At 64.1% G+C, this 20,162-nt stretch carries 14 protein-coding genes; 5 read left to right on the top strand and 9 right to left on the bottom strand.

Going from position 1 to position 20,162, the window contains the following annotated elements; genetic code table 11:
* Window positions 1–167 precede the first annotated feature (167 nt).
* Both MJ606_RS14025 and kbl read left to right on the top strand, forming a co-directional pair.
* Entirely contained in the window at window positions 168–3,824 is a 3,657-nt protein-coding gene (locus MJ606_RS14025; RefSeq protein ID WP_243050157.1) for a DUF748 domain-containing protein, read from the top strand.
* Window positions 3,825–3,893: 69 nt separating this feature from the next.
* Window positions 3,894–5,087 (top strand): glycine C-acetyltransferase, encoded by a 1,194-nt coding sequence (gene kbl, locus MJ606_RS14020; protein ID WP_243050156.1) that lies wholly within the window; start codon window positions 3,894–3,896, stop codon window positions 5,085–5,087.
* 40 nt (window positions 5,088–5,127) lie between these two features.
* Here kbl and MJ606_RS14015 read toward each other — a convergent pair whose 3' ends face one another.
* From MJ606_RS14015 to MJ606_RS14000, 4 genes are all read right to left on the bottom strand, one after another.
* Window positions 5,128–5,880 (bottom strand): pseudouridine synthase, encoded by a 753-nt coding sequence (locus MJ606_RS14015; RefSeq protein WP_243050155.1) that lies wholly within the window; start codon window positions 5,878–5,880, stop codon window positions 5,128–5,130.
* Window positions 5,881–5,995: 115 nt separating this feature from the next.
* Window positions 5,996–7,102, bottom strand: coding sequence for an OmpA family protein (locus MJ606_RS14010; protein WP_243050154.1), 1,107 nt, complete (start codon window positions 7,100–7,102; stop codon window positions 5,996–5,998).
* A gap of 356 nt (window positions 7,103–7,458) precedes the next feature.
* The gene (locus MJ606_RS14005) at window positions 7,459–8,571 is read right to left on the bottom strand and encodes an OmpA family protein (protein WP_243050153.1); all 1,113 of its coding nucleotides are present in this window, start codon (window positions 8,569–8,571) and stop codon (window positions 7,459–7,461) included.
* Window positions 8,572–8,782: 211 nt separating this feature from the next.
* Window positions 8,783–10,234, bottom strand: coding sequence for a bifunctional 2-methylcitrate dehydratase/aconitate hydratase (locus MJ606_RS14000; RefSeq protein ID WP_243050152.1), 1,452 nt, complete (start codon window positions 10,232–10,234; stop codon window positions 8,783–8,785).
* Between the two features lie 490 nt (window positions 10,235–10,724).
* Here MJ606_RS14000 and acnD point away from each other — a divergent pair, with 490 nt between their 5' ends.
* The 3 genes from acnD (at window position 10,725) to MJ606_RS13985 (ending at window position 15,765) form a co-directional block, all read left to right on the top strand.
* Window positions 10,725–13,334 (top strand): Fe/S-dependent 2-methylisocitrate dehydratase AcnD, encoded by a 2,610-nt coding sequence (gene acnD / locus MJ606_RS13995; protein WP_243050151.1) that lies wholly within the window; start codon window positions 10,725–10,727, stop codon window positions 13,332–13,334.
* Window positions 13,335–13,562: 228 nt separating this feature from the next.
* Window positions 13,563–14,747: a 2-methylaconitate cis-trans isomerase PrpF gene (prpF, locus tag MJ606_RS13990; protein WP_243050150.1), complete on the top strand. Its 1,185-nt coding sequence runs from the start codon at window positions 13,563–13,565 to the stop codon at window positions 14,745–14,747.
* Between the two features lie 322 nt (window positions 14,748–15,069).
* The gene (locus MJ606_RS13985) at window positions 15,070–15,765 is read left to right on the top strand and encodes a TerC family protein (protein ID WP_243050149.1); all 696 of its coding nucleotides are present in this window, start codon (window positions 15,070–15,072) and stop codon (window positions 15,763–15,765) included.
* Here MJ606_RS13985 and MJ606_RS13980 read toward each other — a convergent pair.
* From MJ606_RS13980 to MJ606_RS18330, 5 genes are all read right to left on the bottom strand, one after another.
* Complete coding sequence (locus tag MJ606_RS13980) at window positions 15,762–17,159, bottom strand: acetate kinase (RefSeq protein WP_243050148.1); 1,398 nt, start codon at window positions 17,157–17,159, stop codon at window positions 15,762–15,764. The genes MJ606_RS13985 and MJ606_RS13980 overlap by 4 nt on opposite strands.
* 163 nt (window positions 17,160–17,322) lie before the next feature.
* On the bottom strand, window positions 17,323–17,907 hold the full coding sequence (locus MJ606_RS13975; protein WP_243050147.1) for a hypothetical protein: 585 nt from the start codon (window positions 17,905–17,907) through the stop codon (window positions 17,323–17,325).
* Window positions 17,908–17,919: 12 nt separating this feature from the next.
* On the bottom strand, window positions 17,920–18,606 hold the full coding sequence (locus MJ606_RS13970; protein ID WP_243050146.1) for a C39 family peptidase: 687 nt from the start codon (window positions 18,604–18,606) through the stop codon (window positions 17,920–17,922).
* The gene (locus tag MJ606_RS13965; RefSeq protein WP_243050145.1) at window positions 18,603–19,025 is read right to left on the bottom strand and encodes a hypothetical protein; all 423 of its coding nucleotides are present in this window, start codon (window positions 19,023–19,025) and stop codon (window positions 18,603–18,605) included. Before MJ606_RS13965 ends, MJ606_RS13970 begins: the two co-directional genes overlap by 4 nt.
* A 100-nt stretch (window positions 19,026–19,125) precedes the next feature.
* Entirely contained in the window at window positions 19,126–20,112 is a 987-nt protein-coding gene (locus tag MJ606_RS18330) for a hypothetical protein (protein ID WP_279236886.1), read from the bottom strand.
* Window positions 20,113–20,162: the final 50 nt, after the last annotated feature.

Here is a 20,162-nt window from a genome sequence, read left to right as displayed (position 1 = left end):
TAATCGAGCTTTGCGCCGGCTTCGTCGGCGTATCGGGCCGTTCTGTGGACAAGGCCGCCCTAGTACACTGCGACCAGGGCGGCCGACAGAATCGCCGGGATTGTGAAGGTGCCGGGCCGTGAGGGCCTCGCACGGTCGGCACGCGATGTCACTGGAGCGTCGTCGGCATGGCTGATCTCTTCGGCAATCCCCATTTGGCCGCGGGACGCGACCGCGCCCTCACCCTTTATCGCTCCCATCGCGTCCGCAAGACGCTGCTGATCCTGGCCATCGTGCTGGTGATCTTCGGGCTGCTCGGCTTCTTCGCCGCGCCATCCATCATCCGCAGCCAGATCGAAAGCCGCGCCAGCGCGGCGCTGCAACGCCCGGTGACGCTGGGCGCGGTGCATCTCAACCCGTATACGCTGAGGCTGGAACTGGATCGGCTGCACATCGCCGACCGTGACGGCAAATCGGCCTTCGTGGATGTCGACCAGGCGGTGGTCAACGCCTCGTGGGGCTCGGTGTTCCGCCTGGCGCCGGTGCTGGACGAGCTCAGCCTGCAACATCCGCAGGTCCGCATCGTGCGCACAGCGGACCAGCGCTTCAACTTCAGCGACATCATCGACCGCTTCAATGCCAAGCCGTCGGACCCAAACGCACCGCCGACACGTTTCGCGCTGTCCAACATCAGCGTGCACAACGGCGACATCCAGTTCGACGATCAGGCCATGAAGGCCAGCCATCATGTCGAGCAACTGGAGCTCGGCATTCCCTTCATCGCCAACCTGCCCAGCGACACCGATGTATTCGTTCAGCCGCTGCTGGCCATGCGGGTGGACGGCAGCCCGCTGCGCATCGAGGGTCACACCAAACCGTTTGCCGACACCCGCGAATCCACCGTCAGCTTCACGCTCGACCATATGGACCTGTCGCGCTACATGGGTTACGCCCCGACCACCTTGCCCGTCGCCATTCCCAAGGGCCTGCTCAGCGGCACCCTGGACCTGCATTTCGTACAAGTCAAGCCGACGCCGCAGCTGCAACTCACCGGCAACCTGCAACTGGATGACTTCGTGCTCAACAGCAGCCACGACCAGCCCATACTTTCGCTGGGACGTGCCCAGGCGCAGCTGATCGACGTGCAGCCGCTGGTCTCCCGCTATCAGCTGGGAACGGTCAAGCTCGAACGGATGGAGCTTTTCTACACGCTGGACGCACAGGGGCACAGCAACTTCGACACGCTGACATCCTCGCCCACGCCTGCGGATGCCGACAAGAAAGCGCCACCGATGGACCTGCGCATCGCCGCGCTGCTGCTCGACGGCAATGCGGTGCATTACACCAACCCCACCCAGGACAAGCTCGACCTTACCAGCCTGCACGGCAGCCTGCAGGGCCTGAGCATGCTGGCGGCACCGCCCGCCAAGCTGGACCTGGCGGGACAGCTGTTTGGCGGCGACATCTCGGCCAAGGGAACGCTGGACCTGGCCGCATCGAAACTGATCGCATCGCTGGGCCTCAAGCAGGTGGACATGCAGCCGCTGCAGGCCATCGCCTATCAGGGCCTGGCAGCGCGCATCAGCAAGGGCAAGCTCGATGCCGATGGCCAGCTGGAACTTGACTGGGGCAAGGCGGTGAACGTCCACCTCGCCGATGCGCACAACACCATCACCGACTTCGCGCTCGAGCCCCAGTCCAAGGGTCACAACGCACCGGTGGCCTGGAACAAGCTGGACATCGAGATCAAGCTGATCGACCTGGCCAGTCGCCAGGCCGCGCTCGGCACCGTCATGGCCGATGGCCTGGCCCTCGACGTGCTTCGCGATCCCCGCAAGCGCATCACCCTGCTGGAGCTGTTTGCCGCCAAGCACCCTGCCCACAAGGCGGCGGTGGCCGATACGGGTCCGCCGTGGCATTGGAGCGTGGACCATATCGGCTTCGACAACGGCGCGATCGATTTCACCGACCAGGCCGCAGGTGGCAAGCCGGTAAAGATCCGCGTGCAGTCGCTCAAGGGCGGCATGGACAACCTGAGCGACAAACTCAACGAACCGCGCGCACTGGAACTCGAAGGCAGCGCCGGCAAGGGCAGCTTCAGCGCCTCGGGCAAGCTGCAACCCGTGCCGGCCGTGGCCGATATCCAGCTGGCCACCAAGCAGTTGGATATCTCGCCGTTCGAGTCGTACATCAGCGTCCCGCTGAACGTCACGCTTTCCAGCGCGCGCATCAGCAGCAACGGCAAGCTGCATTACGACGGCCGCGGCGCGGAGCCCAAGTTGAACTATCGGGGCAATGTGGCACTCGAGCAGGTGCGGGTGCAGGACAAGCTCACCGGCGACGACTTCCTGCGCTGGCGCACGCTCAGTGGCTCCAACGTCAACGTCGACTACGGCACCGGCACGCCCCGCGTGCGCATCGGCGGCCTGGTGCTCAGCTCGTTCTACGCGCGCATGATCGTCAACGCGGACGGCAAGCTGAACCTCTCCGACGTGGTCGCCAAACCGGAAGAGGCCCCCGTCTCGGTGACGCGCGCCGATACCACCTCGCCGGCGGCGACCGCAGCACCCAAGCCGCAGACTTCCGGCACGACCACCACCGCCTCCGTTCCTGCGGCGCCGAGCGCACCGGCCGCCGATATCCACCTGGGCGGCATCACCCTGGTCAATGGCCAGCTCAACTACACCGACAATTTCATCAAGCCCAACTACACCGCCAATCTCACCAAGCTCACCGGCAAGATCGGCGCCTTTGGCACCACGCCCGGCGATCCGCCCGCCGACCTCTCGGTGCAGGCGGCGCTGGACGACAACTCGCCGGTGGACATCGACGGCACCATCAACCCGCTGCAGCCGGTGGCCTTCCTGGACATCAAGGGCAAGGCGAACGAGGTGGAGCTGACCCGCCTTACCGCCTACTCCACCCGCTATACCGGCTATCCGATCACCGCCGGCAAGCTGACCGTGGATGTCCATTACATGCTGGACCAGCGCAAGCTCAACGCGGACAACCATATCTTCATCACCCAGTTGACCTTCGGCGATCGCGACGAGAGCCCGGGCATCAAGCACCTGCCGGTGAAGCTGGCGGTGGCATTGCTGAAGGACACGCAGGGCAACATCGACGTCGACGTGCCGGTTTCCGGCTCGCTGGACGATCCGCAATTCAGCATGGGCGGGCTGATCTGGCGCGCCATCGGCAACCTGATCGCCAAGGCCGCCACCGCGCCATTCCGGCTGCTTGGCGCGGCATTCGGCGGCGGCAACCACGAAGACCTGGGCTACGTGGAGTTCGACCCGGGCTCGGACGTGCTCAATGCCCAGGCACAGGAACGGCTCGGCAAGATCGTGGCCATGCTCAACCAGAAGACGACGCTGAACCTGGACATCATCGGGCGCGTGGACCCGTCCAAGGACGAGGATGGGCTGCGCAAGTTCACGGTCGATACCATGGTCCGCCGCCAGAAGGCGCTGGATCAGTCCGGCAAGAACACCGACACGTCCGACGCGGCGCTGGCCGCGGTAAACGTGACGCCCGACGAGTACGAGACCTACCTCAAGCGCGCGTACAAGGACGACGATTTCAAGAACAAGCCGAAAAACATCATCGGCCTGAAGAAATCGCTGGAACCCGACGAAATGCGCAGCCTGATGGAAACCAACGTCGCGGTGGACGACAAGGCCATGCATGAGCTGGCCGAACGCCGGGCCGCGGCGGTGCAGGCCTGGTTCAAGGGCAAGCTGGACGACAAGCGCGTCTCGCTGAAGGACCCCAAGCTCAACGCCGATGGCATCGACGACAAGGGCGCGACCACGCGGGTAGAGTTTGGCCTGCACCAGGGCTAGGGCCGCGCTTCCTTCACAGCATGGCCGCAAGGGATCAAAATAGCTTCTTTGCCCCGCTTGGATGTCCCCATGAGCTACCCCGGCCAGTCGCGCTACGCCAACGAACTCGAATCGATCCGTGAGCAAGGCCTGTTCAAGGCCGAGCGCATCATTGTCTCGCCGCAGTCGGCGAAGATCCGCCTGGACAGCGGCAAGGAAGTGCTCAACTTCTGCGCCAACAACTACCTGGGGCTGGCCGACCACCCCGAGGTGATCCAGGCCGCCAAGGACGCGCTGGACAGCCACGGCTTCGGCATGGCCTCGGTGCGCTTCATCTGCGGCACCCAGGACCTGCACAAGCAGCTGGAAAAGAAGATCGCCGAATTCTTCGGCACCGAGGACACCATCCTCTACGCCGCCTGCTTCGATGCCAACGGCGGCCTGTTCGAGCCGCTGCTGGGCGAGGAGGACGCGATCATCTCCGACGCGCTCAACCACGCCTCGATCATCGACGGCATCCGCCTGTGCAAGGCCAAGCGCTTCCGCTATGGCAACTGCGACATGGCCGATCTGGAAAAACAATTGCAGGCGGCCGATGCGGCCGGTGCGCGCACCAAGCTGATCACCACCGACGGTGCGTTCTCGATGGACGGCTTCATCGCCCCGCTCGACCAGATCACCGCGCTGGCGCGGAAGTACAACGCCCTGGTGCATATCGACGAATGCCATTGCACCGGCTTCCTCGGCGACACCGGTCGCGGCTCGGCCGAAGTCAGCGGCGTACTGGACAAGATCGACATCATCACCGGCACGCTGGGCAAGGCGCTCGGTGGCGCGCTGGGCGGCTTCACCACCGGTCACCGCGAAGTGATCGAGATGCTGCGCCAGCGCTCGCGCCCCTATCTGTTCTCCAACTCGCTGCCGCCGCACGTGGTAGCCGCCGGCATCAAGGTGTTCGACATGTTGGCCGCCGCCGGCGACCTGCGTGACCAGGTGAAGGAAAACACGCGTTACTTCCGCGAGCAGATGAGCAAAGCCGGCTTCGACATCAAGCCCGGCGTGCATCCTATCGTGCCGGTGATGATCTACGACGCCAAGAAAGCCCAGGCGATGGCCTCCCAATTGCTGGACGAAGGCATCTACGTCACCGGCTTCTTCTACCCGGTGGTGCCGCAAGGCCAGGCACGCATCCGCACGCAGATGAGCGCGGCACACACCCGCGAGCAACTGGACCAGGCGATTGCGGCGTTCACCAAGGTCGGCAAGAAGCTCGGCGTGATCTGATCGCGGTGATCCCTCTCCCCTGCGGGGAGAGGGATCGGGGCTAGGCCAACGCCCGCACTTCCTCGGCGCTCAGATGCCGCCACTGCCCCTTGGCCAGCTCACCCAGCGCCAGCGGCCCGATCGCCACGCGGATCAAGCGCAGCACCGCGACATCATGCGCCGCCAGCAGCCGGCGAATATGCCGGTTGCGGCCTTCGTCCAGCACGATTTCCAACCATGCGTTCTTCTCGCCGCTGCGCAGCAGCACGGCGCGTCGCGCGGCCAGGCGCTCGCCCTGCTCCATCACGCCATTCACCAGTGCATCCAGCAACGCCTGATCGGGAATGCGATCGACCTGTACGTGATAGGTCTTGTCCACATGGTGCTTCGGCTCGGTGAGTCGCGCCGCCCACACGCTGTCGTTGCTCAACAGCAGCAAGCCCTCGCTGGCCTTGTCCAGCCGACCGACCGGTCCAAGCCAGGGCAGCCCCGCCTCTTTCAACAGATCATAGACCGTGTCGCGACCGCGCTCGTCGGCGGCACTGGTGACGATGCCCCTGGGCTTGTTGAGCGCGATATAGACACGTGTCGCCACCACGACAGGCTCGTTGTCGAGCAGAATGCGTTGTCGCTGCGCATCCGTCGGGCGCTCCGGGTCGAGCACCACTTTTCCATCGACGCTTACCCTGCCCTCGCGCACGGCCTTTTCCGCTTGGCTGCGCGAACACACGCCGAGCTTGCTGAGCACGCGCGCCAACCCGTGGCGCGGTGCAGCGGCGGCTCGGTTTGACGGGTTGGGACGGGTTGAGCGCATGAACGACCGGGCGGAGAAAGTATCAACGGCGTCATGGTAGGCGATCGGCCACTCCATGCGCCAAAAGAAAAGCCCGGCTTAAGCCGGGCTTTTCAGTACTGCGTGACAGATCCGATTACTGCTGGACCTGCAGCTCCGTGCGACGGTTGCGGGCGCGGCCAGCATCCGTGTCGTTGCTGTCGATCGGGTCGTTCTTGCCGTGACCGATCGGACCTTCCAGACGGCTGGCGGCGATGCCGTGAGCGGTCAGGTAGTTGTACACGATCTTCGCGCGACGCTCCGACAGATCCTGGTTGTACGCGTCCTTGCCCACCGAGTCGGTGTAGCCAGCGACGGTGACATGGACCTGCGGGTAACGCTGCAGGGTGTCGACAGCCTGATCCAGGATGGCGACCGAGTCAGCGGTCGGCTCAGCCAGCGCCTTCTTGATGTCCGTCTCGCCCTTCTTCGGGCGGTCGAACTTGAAGTTGACGCCGCGCAGGTCGATCACGACCTTCTGCGGGCAGCCGTCCGGACCAACGATCGTGCCTTCCGGCAGATCCGGGCACTTGTTGTCACACAGGTTCACGCCGTTGCGGAACTGCTTGGAGCAGTCCGGAGCAGCCGCGACCGGCGCAGCCACCGGAGCCGGAGCAGCAGCCGGCTCGCCGAAGCGCGACACGATGCTGAAGCCCAGGAACCAGTCGCCGTAACCGTTCTTGCTCGGCTGGGTCTTGTCGTCCCAGTCGTAACGGTAGCCGGCCTCGACGCGCACGTCGGTGCTGTCGGTGACGGTCTTGGAGATGCCCGCGCCCAGCTCAGCCGCCGGCGACCAGCCGCGATCGCTGGCGTTCTGATGGTAGCTGCCGATCACGCCGACGAGGGCGTACGGACGCCATGCGGTCCACTCACCGTAGTAGAAGCGAGCAGCAACGCCGTAGTTGTTGTTCGCCCAACGACCACCGCCCAGCGAGTTGTCGACGTCACGCTTGGTGCGGTCGACGAACAGGTCGATGGAGGTATACGAATTGATGAACTTGCCAAAGCCGAGGCCATAGTAGAACTGGCGGCTGTTGGTGTTGCGATCGGTATCGTTGTAGTAGCCGCCCACGGTCGGAGCGATGTACCAGCGGCCGTCGTAGCTCGGCGTGGTCGTCGCACCGGCAGTGTTGTCTTGCGCGTGAACGGCACCTACGCCGCCCAGGGCCAGGGCAATCAGGAAGTACAAGCCCTTACGATTCATCAGGTGTCTCCTTAGTTATTGGTATTCGCGTCCGTTCCACCCCAGACGGAAATCGCGCGTCAAAACTGACTTCTACATCCAGGGATTTAAGCCATCCCTTAGCTTTGCGTCCCATCACGAAAATGTCACAAGACCGCAAGCGCGGCGAAGTGTAGCAAAACCGTTAAGCGCATCGCACGCTTTGAGAGACGGCTCTGGTGAACTGTGGTTCAGGCAAGCAGTGCAAGAGCCAACATCAAGCAAACAACTGCGACAATCTGTCCACGCATCATCGCTTGCTATCTGCACGAAATGCAGAGCCAAAAAAGAAAAGCCCGGCAAAGGCCGGGCTTTTCTGTTCTTCGCTGTGGGTTCGGTTACTGCTGAACCTGCAGCTCCGTACGACGGTTGCGTGCGCGACCGGCTTCCGTGTCGTTGGTATCGATCGGGTCGTTCTTGCCATGACCGATCGGACCTTCCAGGCGGCTGGCATCGATACCGTGAGCGGTCAGGTAGTCGTACACGATCTTCGCACGACGCTCCGACAGACCCTGGTTGTATTCCGCGGTACCGACACCGTCGGTGTAACCCGCCACGGTGACATGCACCTGCGGATAACGCTGCAGGGTGTCGACAGCCTGGTCGAGGATGGCCAGCGAATCCTTGCTCGGCTCGGCCAGCGACTTGGCGATGTCCTTCTCGCCCTTCTTCGGACGGTCGAACTTGAAGTTGACACCACGCAGGTCGATCACGACCTTCTGCGGGCAACCATCCGGGCCAACGATCGTGCCTTCCGGCAGATCCGGGCACTTGTTGTCGCACAGGTTCACGCCGTTGCGGAACTGCTTGGAGCAATCCGGCGGCGGCGGCGGCGGCGGTGCTACCACCGGCGCAGCGGCGGGCTCGCCGAAGCGAGACACGATGCTGACACCCAGGAACCAGTCGCCGTAACCGTTCTTGTTGGGCTGGGTCTTGTCGTCCCAGTCGTAGCGATAGCCACCTTCCACGCGGAAGTCGGAACTGTCGGTGATGGTCTTGGAAAGACCGACGCCCACTTCGGCGGCCGGATCCCAACCGTTGTCAAAACTGTTGTGGTGCTGGCTGCCCATCACCGCGCCCAACAGGTACGGGCGCCATGCCGTCCAGTCGAGGAAGTAATAGCGGGCTGCCACGCCGTAGTTGTTGTTCGACCAGCGGCCGCCACCTGCTGACGTATCCACGGTGCGCTTCGTGCGATCCGCGAAGAAGTCCAGCGAGAAGTTCGGCGAGAAGAAGCGGCCAAAACCCAGCCCGTAATAGAACTGCGTGCTGTTGGTGTGGCGGTCGGAGTCGTTGTAATACCCACCCACGGTCGGGGCGATGTACCAACGACCGTCATAGCTCGGCGTTGTGCTGGTCGGCGTTGCAGTAGAAGTATTGTCCTGCGCGTGAACGGCGCCGGCGCCGCCCAGGGCGAGGGCAATCAGGATGTACAAGCCCTTACGTTTCATTAGGTGTCTCCTCGTTTATTGGTGTACGCGTCCGTTCACCCCAGACGGGAATTGCATCAGCCGTGGACTCAAACTTCCTCTCGAACCCTCGGACATGACTTTTTTGAATCGTGGTGCTTATTTACCCGAAACGGGCGCGGAGTAGCTTAGCAAAAGTTAAACAAATGCAAATCGACCCCAAACGCCCGTTCATTTTCACGTCACGCCGTCTTTACAGCGTGAAGAAACCCAGGAATTCCTGAACGGGCATGGCGTCCAGCTTGGCCGGGTCCGCCGTGGCTTCCAGAATGGCCTTGACCCGATGGGCTGGCAAGTGGCCGCGCAGGGCCCCCTCGAACTTCTTCAGGAGCACCGGGATGCCCTCGGCACGGCGCTTGCGGTGGCCGATCGGGTAGTCCACGGACACCTTTTCCGTGCTGGTGCCGTCCTTGAAGAAGACCTGGACCGCATTGCCGATATAGCGCTTCCCGGGGTCGAAATAGTCCTTGGTGAACTGCGGGTTCTCGCTGACCACCATCTTGTCGCGCAGGGCATCGATGCGCGGATCGGCGGCCACATCGTCGTTGTAGTCGTCGGCGGTCAGGCGGCCGAAGATCAGGGGCACCGCCACCATGTACTGGATGCAATGGTCGCGGTCGGCGTAGTTGGCCAGCGGACCGGTCTTGTCGATGATGCGGGCGCCCGCCTCCTGGGTCTCGATCACCACCTTCTCGATCTGGTCGATCTTGCCGGCGACCTGACCATGCAGCCGCATGGCGCACTCCACCGCGGTCTGGGCGTGGAATTCGGCCGGGAAACTGATCTTGAACAGCACGTTTTCCATCACGTAGCTGCCAAACGGGCGTTCGAACTCGAACGCGTTGCCCTTGAAGGCCACGTCGTAATAGCCCCAGGTCTTGGCGCTGAGCGCCGACGGGTAGCCCACCACCCCGCGATAGACCGCATTGATGGCGTGGGTGACCGCACGGCGGCAGGCGTCGCCGGCCGCCCAGCTCTTGCGCGGGCCGGTATTGGGGGCATGGCGGTAGGTGCGCAGGGCGCCGTTGTCGATCCAGCTGTGCGAGACGGCCGTGATGATCTGCTCCTTGTTGCCACCCAGCATGGCGGTGACGACCGCCGTGGAGGCCAGGCGCACCAGGATCACGTGGTCCTGGCCGACACGGTTGAAGCTGTTTTTCAGCGCATAGCAGCCCTGGATCTCATGGGCCTTGATGGCGTAGCCGAGCACGTCGCGCACGGTCAGCGGCTGGCCGCCTTCGCGCTCGGCCTGGCGGCTGAGGTAGTCGGCCACGGCCAGGATGCTGCCGAGGTTGTCCGAGGGGTGGCCCCACTCGGCGGCCAGCCAGGTGTCGTTGAAGTCCAGCCAGCGGATCTGGGTGCCGATGGCGAAAGCAGCCTGTACCGGGTCCAGTTCATGGCTGGTGCCTGGCACGCGGGCGCCGCCCGGCAGCGTGGCACCCGGCACGACCGGGCCGAGGTGCTTGACGCACTCCGGGAACTTCATGGCAAGCATCGCCGTGCCCAGCGAGTCCAGCAGCATGTAGCGCGCGGTGTCATACGCCTCGGTGGAGTCGATCTTGTAGTCGACGACGTAGTTGGCGATGTCGACCATCGGCTGGTCGGGATCGGGACGCTTGGCGGAGCGGATGTCATGCACACTCATGGAGAGATCTCGCGGCTACGGAAGGGTGCTGCCTTGATCGTCGGACGGATGCCCCGACCGCGACAGCGTTTGCGCCATTTTGCAGCTCCGCGACACGGTCGAGTCGCTCCGCTGCGATGGCACTGGACCAAAGTCGATATTCAACGCGCCATGCGACGCTTTGCCGCGCCTCGAGGTTGGCGCCCGATGGAATCGCGAAAAAGCGAATGCAGGCCCCGGTCGGGTTGCGCCAAGGTGGCTGCGTTACAATGAAAGGATTGATAGTGCGATTTCCCGATCGTGCCTTGTCACAGGTGAAATTTTCGACTTGGTCGCCGGCACCGGGAGTTCAGCTATTGGGACACGCGCGGGGTGCCACTTGCATCCGCCCCGGCGTGCGCGGCCATGGCCCACGAGACTGGCTGCAGGTGCCGATCGAACAGCGGCGGACGCACGCCGAGTGTCGGCCTGCGGTCAGCCGGGCGTCTATCTCCAGGGTTCCTGCATATCTATGAATACCGTCTACCGCCAATCCCTCCCCGGCACGTCGCTGGATTATTTCGATGCGCGTGCAGCCGTGGAGGCGATCCAGCCGGGCGCCTATGACGCACTGCCCTATACTTCGCGCGTGCTCGCCGAGAACCTGGTGCGCCGTTGTGATCCGGCGATCCTCACCGAATCGCTCAAGCAGATCATCGAGCGCAAGCGCGAGCGCGACTTCCCCTGGTTCCCGGCGCGGGTGGTCTGCCATGACATCCTCGGCCAGACGGCGCTGGTAGACCTGGCTGGCCTGCGCGACGCGATTGCCGAGCGCGGCGGTGACCCGGCCAAGGTGAACCCGGTAGTGCCGGTGCAGCTGATCGTCGACCACTCGCTGGCGGTGGAGTGCGGCGGTTTCGACCCGAATGCGTTCGCGAAGAATCGCGCGATCGAGGATCGCCGCAACGAGGATCGCTTCCACTTCATCAACTGGACCAAGAAGGCGTTCGAGAACGTCGACGTGATCCCGCCGGGCAACGGCATCATGCATCAGATCAATCTGGAGAAGATGTCGCCGGTGATTCAGGTGCAACACGACGATCAAGGCAGGGGCGTGGCCTATCCGGATACCTGCGTGGGCACCGACAGCCATACGCCGCACGTGGACGCGCTCGGCGTGATCGCCATCGGCGTCGGTGGCCTGGAAGCGGAGAACGTGATGCTTGGCCGTGCCTCGTGGATGCGCCTGCCCGACATCGTGGGCGTCGAGCTCACCGGCAAGCGCCGGCCCGGCATCACCGCCACCGACATCGTGTTGGCGCTGACCGAGTTCCTGCGCAAGGAGAAAGTGGTCGGCGCGTACCTGGAATTCCGCGGCGAAGGCGCGGCCAGCCTGACGCTGGGCGATCGCGCGACCATCTCCAACATGGCGCCCGAATACGGCGCCACCGCCGCGATGTTCTTCATCGACGACCAGACCATCGACTACCTGCGCCTCACCGGCCGCAGCGACGAGCAGGTCAAGCTGGTGGAAACCTACGCCAAGGCCGCCGGCCTGTGGGCCGACACGCTTGCCGCTGCGCAGTACGAGCGCACGCTGACGTTCGACCTGTCCTCGGTCGTGCGCAACATGGCTGGCCCGTCCAACCCGCACAAGCGCCTGCCTACCGCCGATCTCGCCGCGCGCGGCATCGCCGGCCAGTGGGAGGAACAACCCGGCCAGATGCCCGATGGCGCGGTGATCATCGCCGCCATCACCAGTTGCACCAATACCAGCAATCCGCGCAACGTGATCGCGGCGGCCCTGCTCGCGCGCAATGCGAACGCGCGCGGCCTCACCCGCAAGCCGTGGGTGAAGAGTTCGCTCGCCCCCGGGTCCAAGGCGGTGGAGCTGTACCTGAAGGAGGCGAACCTGCTGCCGGAGCTGGAGCAGCTCGGCTTCGGCATCGTCGCGTTCGCGTGCACCACCTGCAACGGCATGTCCGGCGCGCTCGATCCGGCGATCCAGCAGGAAATCATCGATCGCGACCTGTACGCCACCGCCGTGCTGTCCGGCAACCGCAACTTCGACGGCCGCATCCATCCGTATGCCAAGCAGGCCTTCCTGGCCTCGCCGCCGCTGGTGGTGGCTTACGCCATCGCCGGCACCATCCGCTTCGACATCGAGAAGGACGTGCTTGGCCTCGACGCCGATGGCCAGCCGGTGACGCTCAAGGATATCTGGCCCACCGATGAGGAGATCGACGCCATCGTGTCCTCCAGCGTGAAGCCCGAGCAGTTCCGCAAGGTCTACGACCCGATGTTCGCTCGCACGGGCAGCATCGGCACCAGCGCCGCGCCGCTGTACGACTGGCGTGCGCAGAGCACCTACATCCGCCGTCCGCCCTACTGGGAAGGCGCCCTCGCGGGCGAACGCACGCTCAAGGGCATGCGTCCGCTGGCAGTGCTTGGCGACAACATCACCACCGACCACCTGTCGCCGTCGAACGCCATCCTGCCCGACAGCGCGGCAGGCGAGTACCTCGCCAAGATGGGCCTGCCGGAAGAGGACTTCAATTCGTACGCGACCCATCGCGGCGACCACCTCACCGCGCAGCGGGCCACCTTCGCCAACCCCACCCTGCTCAACGAGATGGCGGTGGTCGACGGCGAGGTGAAGAAGGGCTCGCTGGCCCGCGTGGAGCCGGAAGGCAAGGTCATGCGCATGTGGGAAGCGATCGAGACCTACATGGACCACAAGCAGCCGTTGATCGTGATCGCCGGCGCCGACTATGGCCAGGGCTCCTCGCGCGACTGGGCGGCGAAGGGCGTGCGCCTGGCGGGCGTGGAAGCGATCGTGGCCGAAGGCTTCGAGCGCATCCACCGCACCAACCTGATCGGCATGGGCGTGCTGCCACTGGAGTTCAAGCCCGGCACCGACCGCAAGACGCTGGGCATCGACGGCACCGAGACCTTCGACGTGGTCGGCACGCGCACGCCGCGCGCGGACCTCACGCTGGTCATCCATCGCAAGAACGGCGAACGCGTCGAGGTGCCGGTAACCTGCCGCCTGGATACCGCCGAGGAAGTGTCGATCTACGCGGCGGGCGGTGTGCTGCAGCGCTTCGCGCAGGACTTCCTCGAGGCCTCGCAAGCGGCGTGATGGCAGCTCGTGGGACTTCGCAAACCTGCTCGTCACTCCCGCGAAAGCAGCAATCCGGTACCTATCGCTTTTGGTCGGCGTGAAAGTCCTGGATTCCCGCTTTCGCGGGAATGACGGTTTCCTTGCAGGGATGACGGGTCATTCGAATATCCAAGTAGCACCACCTTGCGTTCGTGATCCCACATGCGCAATGGCGTGGGCGCGGTCCAGTCACACAGGGCAACACACATGGCACAGCTTCCCCAGATCCGCATTCCCGCGACCTACCTTCGCGGCGGCACCAGCAAGGGCGTGTTCTTCCGCCTGCAGGACCTGCCCGAGGCGGTCCAGGTACCGGGCCCCGCACGCGATGCCCTGCTGCAGCGGGTGATCGGCAGCCCCGACCCCTATGGCAAGCAGATCGACGGCATGGGCGGCGCCACCTCCAGCACCAGCAAGACGGTGATCGTGTCCAAGAGCAGCCGGCCAGACCACGACGTGGATTACCTGTTCGGCCAGGTAGCGATCGACAAGGCCTTCGTCGACTGGAGCGGCAACTGCGGCAACCTCTCGGCGGCGGTCGGTCCGTTCGCCATCGCTGGCGGCCTGGTCGACCCGGCGCGCGTGCCGCATGACGGTATCGCCACCGTGCGCATCTGGCAGGCCAACATCGGCAAGACCATCATTGCGCACGTGCCGATGACCAACGGCGCCGTGCAGGAAACCGGCGATTTCGAGCTGGACGGCGTGACCTTTCCGGCGGCCGAAGTGCAGCTGGAGTTCATGGACCCGGCGGCCGAAGAGGAAGGCGCCGGCGGCGCGATGTTCCCGACCGGTCATCTCGTCGACGACCTGGAAGTGCCGGGCGTCGGCACGCTCAAGGCGACCATGATCAACGCCGGCATCCCCACGATCTTCGTCGAGGCCTCGGCGATCGGTTACACCGGCACCGAACTGCAGGACGCGATCAATGGCGATGCCAAGGCGCTGGCGATGTTCGAGACCATCCGTGCACACGGCGCGTTGCGCATGGGTTTGATCAAGTCGCTCGATGGGATCGCCACCCGCCAGCACACGCCCAAGGTGGCCTTCGTCGCCAAGCCGGCCGGCTATGTCGCGTCGAGCGGCAAGCCGGTGGCGGCCGGCGATGTCGACCTGCTCGTGCGCGCGATGTCGATGGGCAAGCTGCACCACGCCATGATGGGGACGGCGGCGGTGGCCATCGGTACCGCGGCGGCGATTCCGGGCACCCTGGTGAATCTTGCGGCCGGCGGCGGCGAGCGTCAGGCGGTGCGCTTTGGCCATCCGTCGGGCACGCTGCGGGTGGGCGCTGCGGCGGCGCTGGTAGACGGTACGTGGACCGTCACCAAGGCAGTCATGAGCCGAAGCGCGCGCGTGCTGATGGAAGGCTGGGTGCGTGTACCTGCGGGCTGACCCCGCAATCCTCATGCCACAACGGCTCGGCCAGGCAATCTCAACAGGGTCTGCATCAGGGGAAACGCCCGTTCTGGCGTTTCTCCAAAGCCAGCCGCTTGACGCAAGCGCACCATGACATCGAAGATAGCCAAATACTGATCCCAAAAGGGAGTAGTTCCGGACACCGCCTTACGGGTGTTCTTGCGGTGGTCGTCACCACGAGCGTAAACCACGCTCCGGTCACCGCAGCGGTCATGCCGCGAACGAGACTTTTGCAGTAACGACGGGCCGCGCGTGCCTGGCGTTGCCGCATTCGTCTTGACGCGCAGGGACACGCCCCATGGAACTCACTGGTACCGACTTTCTCTCCAGCCTGCTGGCCATCGTCCTGCTCGATCTCGTGCTTGCAGGCGATAACGCCATCGTGATCGCGCTCGCCGCACGCAACCTCCCTCGCCGCATCCAGAAGAAGGCCGTGCTGTGGGGCACCGTGGGCGCCGTCGCCGTACGCCTGCTGCTGACGGGTGTGGTGGTGTACCTGCTTGAGCTGCCCGGCCTGATGCTGGTGGGCGGCCTGTTGCTGTTGCCCATCGCCTGGAAACTGTTGCAGTCGGAATCGCAGCCTTCGCACGAGGTCGATGCCGCCGGCGACTTCTGGGCGGCCATGCGCACCATTGTCGTCGCCGATGCCCTGATGGGCCTGGACAACGTGCTCGCCATCGCGGGCGCGGCCAAGGGCCATATGCTGCTGGTGATCATTGGCCTGGCGATCAGCGTGCCGCTGGTGGTGTGGGGCTCGTCGCTGATCCTGCGGATGATCGAGCGTTTCCCGATCATCGTTTATATCGGCGCGGCCGCCATCGCATGGACCTCGGCCCGGATGATCACGCACGATCACTGGCTATCGCCCTGGTTCGATGCCAACGACTGGGCCACCTATACGCTCGACGCGCTGCTGGTCGTCGGCGTCTGCCTGGGCGGCTGGCTGATGAAGCGCCGGCGCGCCAAACGGCAGGAAGCGCGGGAGCATCCCTAGAACATCATCGGCACACGTATCGTCACCGTGGCGTCAGGCGTATCGCGGGTCACGCCGACGCCCAAGGTGAAGTTGAGCGTGCGCTTGTCGCTGAGGCGCCATGAGCCGCCAATCAGCAAGGTGCCGAGCACGGTCTTGACCGAGCCCGGCACGGTTTGATTGTTCTGCTTGGTGATGCCGACGAAGCTCTGGTCGTAACCGATACTGATCGAGGCCTTCTCGTTGAGCGACAGGCCAATGCCCACGCTGACATCAGCGACGTCACCTTCCTTGACCTTGCCCAGGAACTCCGTTCCCCCCAGGAGAATCTTGCGGCTCACGTTGTCGCGCGCCACGTTGTACAGATAGCTGACGTTGCCGAAGAAGACCACCGGGTCGGACGGATACAGCCAGGTCAGGCCCGGCTGGATCGACCAGAAGCCCGAGCCGGTCGGCTGCTGCAATGGCAGGCCGGTGCCGGTGGCCGAGAGATCGACTTCATCGATCACGTTCTCCACGCAGCGCTGGACGCAATCGGTGGTGACCTGGAACGGATCGGTGCCCGTGCGCGACTTCACGCGCAGCCAGCCGACATAAAACGCCTTGTCGGGGCCGCCTACATTGAGCTGGTAGCGAGCGGTCGCCTCGATATCACCCAGGCCGTGGCCGCTGGAGCCAAAGGCGTTGTCGGTGGCCGTGCCCGTGAAGATCTCGCGGCTGATGGTGTCCTGGTGCGCATAGACATACGGAATGCGCACTTCCACCTCCAGCCGGTTGGTAATGCCGTAACGTCCGGTCAGCCAGCCGATCTGGGTGGTGTCCTTCACCTGCCGCGCGTCAATCAGGCCGATCAGGATGGCGGGGATCACCGTATAGCCGACCAGCGCCACGCGGTCGACCGAGGAGTAGCCGAATTGATAGGCCGGCTCGATGATCAGCTTGCCCTTGGGCGTGAGCACACCGGGCTGCTGGAAGATGGGCGCCACTTCGGGAGGCCGCGTGTCCTGCTTGGGCGCCTCACCCACGGGTTGTTGCGTGGACTGATCGGTAGGTGCGTTCGACGCCACCGCCTGGGACGCCGGCATGGGCAGCGCCGATGCACCAGGACCGCCTGCCGCGATATTGCCGGCGCGCTGCTTGTCCAGCACGTCCATGCCCACGGCATGCCGCAGCGACTGGTAGTCAGCCTCCTGCTCGGCCAGGGCACGCTTCATGGCATCGAGCTGCTCGATCTGCGCGCTGATCTGGCTGCGCATCGCCTCGATGCGTTCACCCTGCTCCGCCACTCGCTTTCGCACGTCGTCCGGCGAAGCATCCGCGGGCGCGCCGGAGGTCGACGCCGCGGTGGGCGGTACGGTTGTTCCGCCACTCTGCGGCGTCGTGGTTTGCTGGGCAGCGACAGGAAGGCCAAGCATCACCAGCCCTGCGCATCCTGCCGAACAGAGATATCGCCATGCCAAGTGTCGCATCATGCTTCCCCATGACTTTTTGTGCGATTCGCAGATACGAACGCGCCGTAGTGATCGACCACGGCGCGTCGGTGACATGCCACCGCCCCTGGTGATACCCCCATGGCAGCTAGTGCCCCAGGGACTGCAGTTGTGTCTGTTGCAAGGCGTCCTGGAAGTTCACCTGACGGAACGCGTTGAGCGTGTTGACCGTCGCATTCAGCGTGGTGATGCTCTTGATGTCCTGGTTGTTTAACGTGTTCTGTATCACCGTGCCAGTCGTCGTTTGGCCTAGTGCCGATGGATCAAACGTATTGTTGGGCCCGATCTGCGTAAGTGACACCGAGTTGAGCGCGGTGGACATGGCCGATGCCTGTGCCGACGTCATATGTGCGATGTCGGGAACGTTGAAACTGGTCGACGTCACCAGGTTGCCATTCACGTAGACGGCGCGGTCGATGCCAAACGAGGCTACGAGCCCGTTACCCATGTCGAACCCGCCGCGTGTCCGATCCAGTGTTTCCTGACTGACCGGCGTCCAGTCGGCGATGTCGTTGCCGTTGCCGACGACCGTGGCAGCGGCAACAGCGGGCGCCTGTATCGCAGCAGCCGGCGCTGCTGGCGGCGTACCGTCCTGCGCAACCGCCGTATAAGCGCCCGGGCCACTCGCAAGAAGCGCGACACCAAGGCAAACGATTCGTGTGATCGGTTTCATCACGCCATGCCCTCACAAGTCATCCGGCCCCTTCTTGGGCATTACGGTGTTGAAGAGATTGCCGCGATCGACACCGGTACTGATCGGCGCCGAAGGCGCCACTTTCCAGTCATTGGGGCTATTGAAAACCGCCAGGTTGCGCCGGTTGTGGATCACGAACACGAGCCCGTTGGTCCACACCGACATGAATTTGTCGCGCGACATCACGCGCGTGCCGCGCGCCGGGTCACCGACCAGCACGCGGTCATTGCGCAGTCCTTTGACCACCACGAAGTGGTGGTAGCCACGCTCGTCGATCAGCACGATGGCCGGCAGGTTCTCCTGCTCCAGCTTGTCGATGGGCACCTTGAAACCATCAGCAATAAAGCCGTTGGCATCCAAAAAACGCTTGATATCGAGCAGGGAAAAACCTTCCTTGTTGATCTTGGCCCGGTCGCCATGCGTGTACATCTGCTCGAATGCGACCTGTTCGTTCACCGGATAGCCGTACTGGTAGGTCAGCAACGTGGCGACCGCCGCCGAGCCGCAGCTGAAGTCGTATCGCTGGTGAATGGTGCTCTTGTAGCGAGCCTCCTTGAGGCTGGTCAGATGCACCGTGTAATAGCCGGTCCCATTGCCGACCACGCTCACCGGCGTGGAGGCATATCCCCCTTGCGGCAGCGCCGCGATCATGATCAGCAGCGCTGCGAACTTTTTCATGGCTTGAGCTGGACGTTCAGTACGGTGGCGCTCTGGATCAACACGTTGCTGCCGGAGTTCTGGATCACCGTTGGAATACCGGCCTCGCCGGCAAAGGAGCCACCCGTGATCAGGTTGTCGCCGGAATAGACGTGGCTTGCACTGTCGTTGCCGACGGTGCCGCTGAGCGACGTGTTCTGCACCACCAGTTCACTGCCGCCGCTCATGTCGGCCAAGGCAGCGCTATCGACGCGCTGGCCGAGATCGCCGCTCTCGCTCACGCCATCGTTCCGCACCGCCGCCACATAAACCGCGATCGGCGAGTCGGCACCCGTGACCATATAAGAGGGTGGAATACCTGCATCTTCTGCATGCAGGCATGCAGGTATCGCCGCCACGCACAACGCGGACCAGCCAAGCACCAAACGAAGGGTTCGCACGGCCATGTCTCCCAGGAAGCATTACTCACGGTACGAGTGTGTCCGGGTGTGACGGAGCACGACGGAGCGCGAGCGCTCCGTCGTGCCTCGCTACCATCACTTAATGCGAGAAGTTCAGGTTGGCCTGAACGTTCACACTCTGCTGTACCAGCGATGCCGCACCGCTGTTCTGGGCAAGGATCGAGACACCCGCCGCTGCCGCAGCGGAACCGTTCATCTGGTTGGACATATCGAAGTTGCCAGCGTTGGCATAAGCCGTGCCGCCCGCGCCGCCTGCGCCACCCGCGCCGCCCGAACCTTCGCCGCCGGTACCGCCGGTGCCTGAGCCACCAGCGCCGCCACCACCGGCATCAGCCGTGGACTCGCCACTGGTTCCGCCAGTCGCGCTTGCATAGCCGCTGGTGCCCGTCGAGGTGCCGGCACCACCCGATCCGCCGGTCGATTCGCCGCCGGCGCCCGAACTGTTGGTGCCACCACTAGCCGTACCTGTGCCGTGATTGTGCGCGTGGCTGCTGGCGTCACCGGAGTCGCCGCCATTGGAGAAGCCGCCCAGCGACGCACTGAGAGCACCCGCGTCACCCGAGGCCGCGCCCGATCCGCCGGCCTTGCCACTATGCGAAAAAGCGTCGCCGCCATCGCCGCCACTGCCGCCAAAGCCGCCGATGGCCGTGCCGCCAATGCCCTTGCCGCCGCCGGCGCCGCGACCGCCACTGGCTGCGCCGTTATTGGTTGCCGCGTTGCCGATACCGGACACGGTCACGTTGGTTACATAGCCGGAGAGATCGCTATTGGCGATCGCGATGTCCTTGTTGAACGCGTCGGATACATTGGCGCTGGCCGAACCGCCGTTGTTGGCGGCCGCGCTGCCCTGCCCGGTTGCATCGGATTCACCCGAGTTCAGCGCATCCGTCAAGGTCTTGGTATGCGTACTCGAGTTGGTATTGGTATGCGTACTGGAGTTGGTATTGGTGTTGGTTCTTGAATCAGTGAGATTGCTGGTGCCATGAGAAGTGTTGTCGTCCGCAAATGCGGGGAGAGTCAAACCCAGCCCCAGCACGATCGCGGTAGCTATTAGAGTCTTACGCATAGTCATTACTCCTGGAACGACGCGGTGACCCCCTGTGGTACTGGTGTTGC

This window comes from Dyella sp. RRB7, assembly GCF_022761115.1.
Lineage (GTDB): Bacteria > Pseudomonadota > Gammaproteobacteria > Xanthomonadales > Rhodanobacteraceae > Dyella.
The sequence above is the reverse complement of the archived record's forward strand: the minus strand, read 5'-3'. Positions and strand labels throughout refer to the sequence as shown.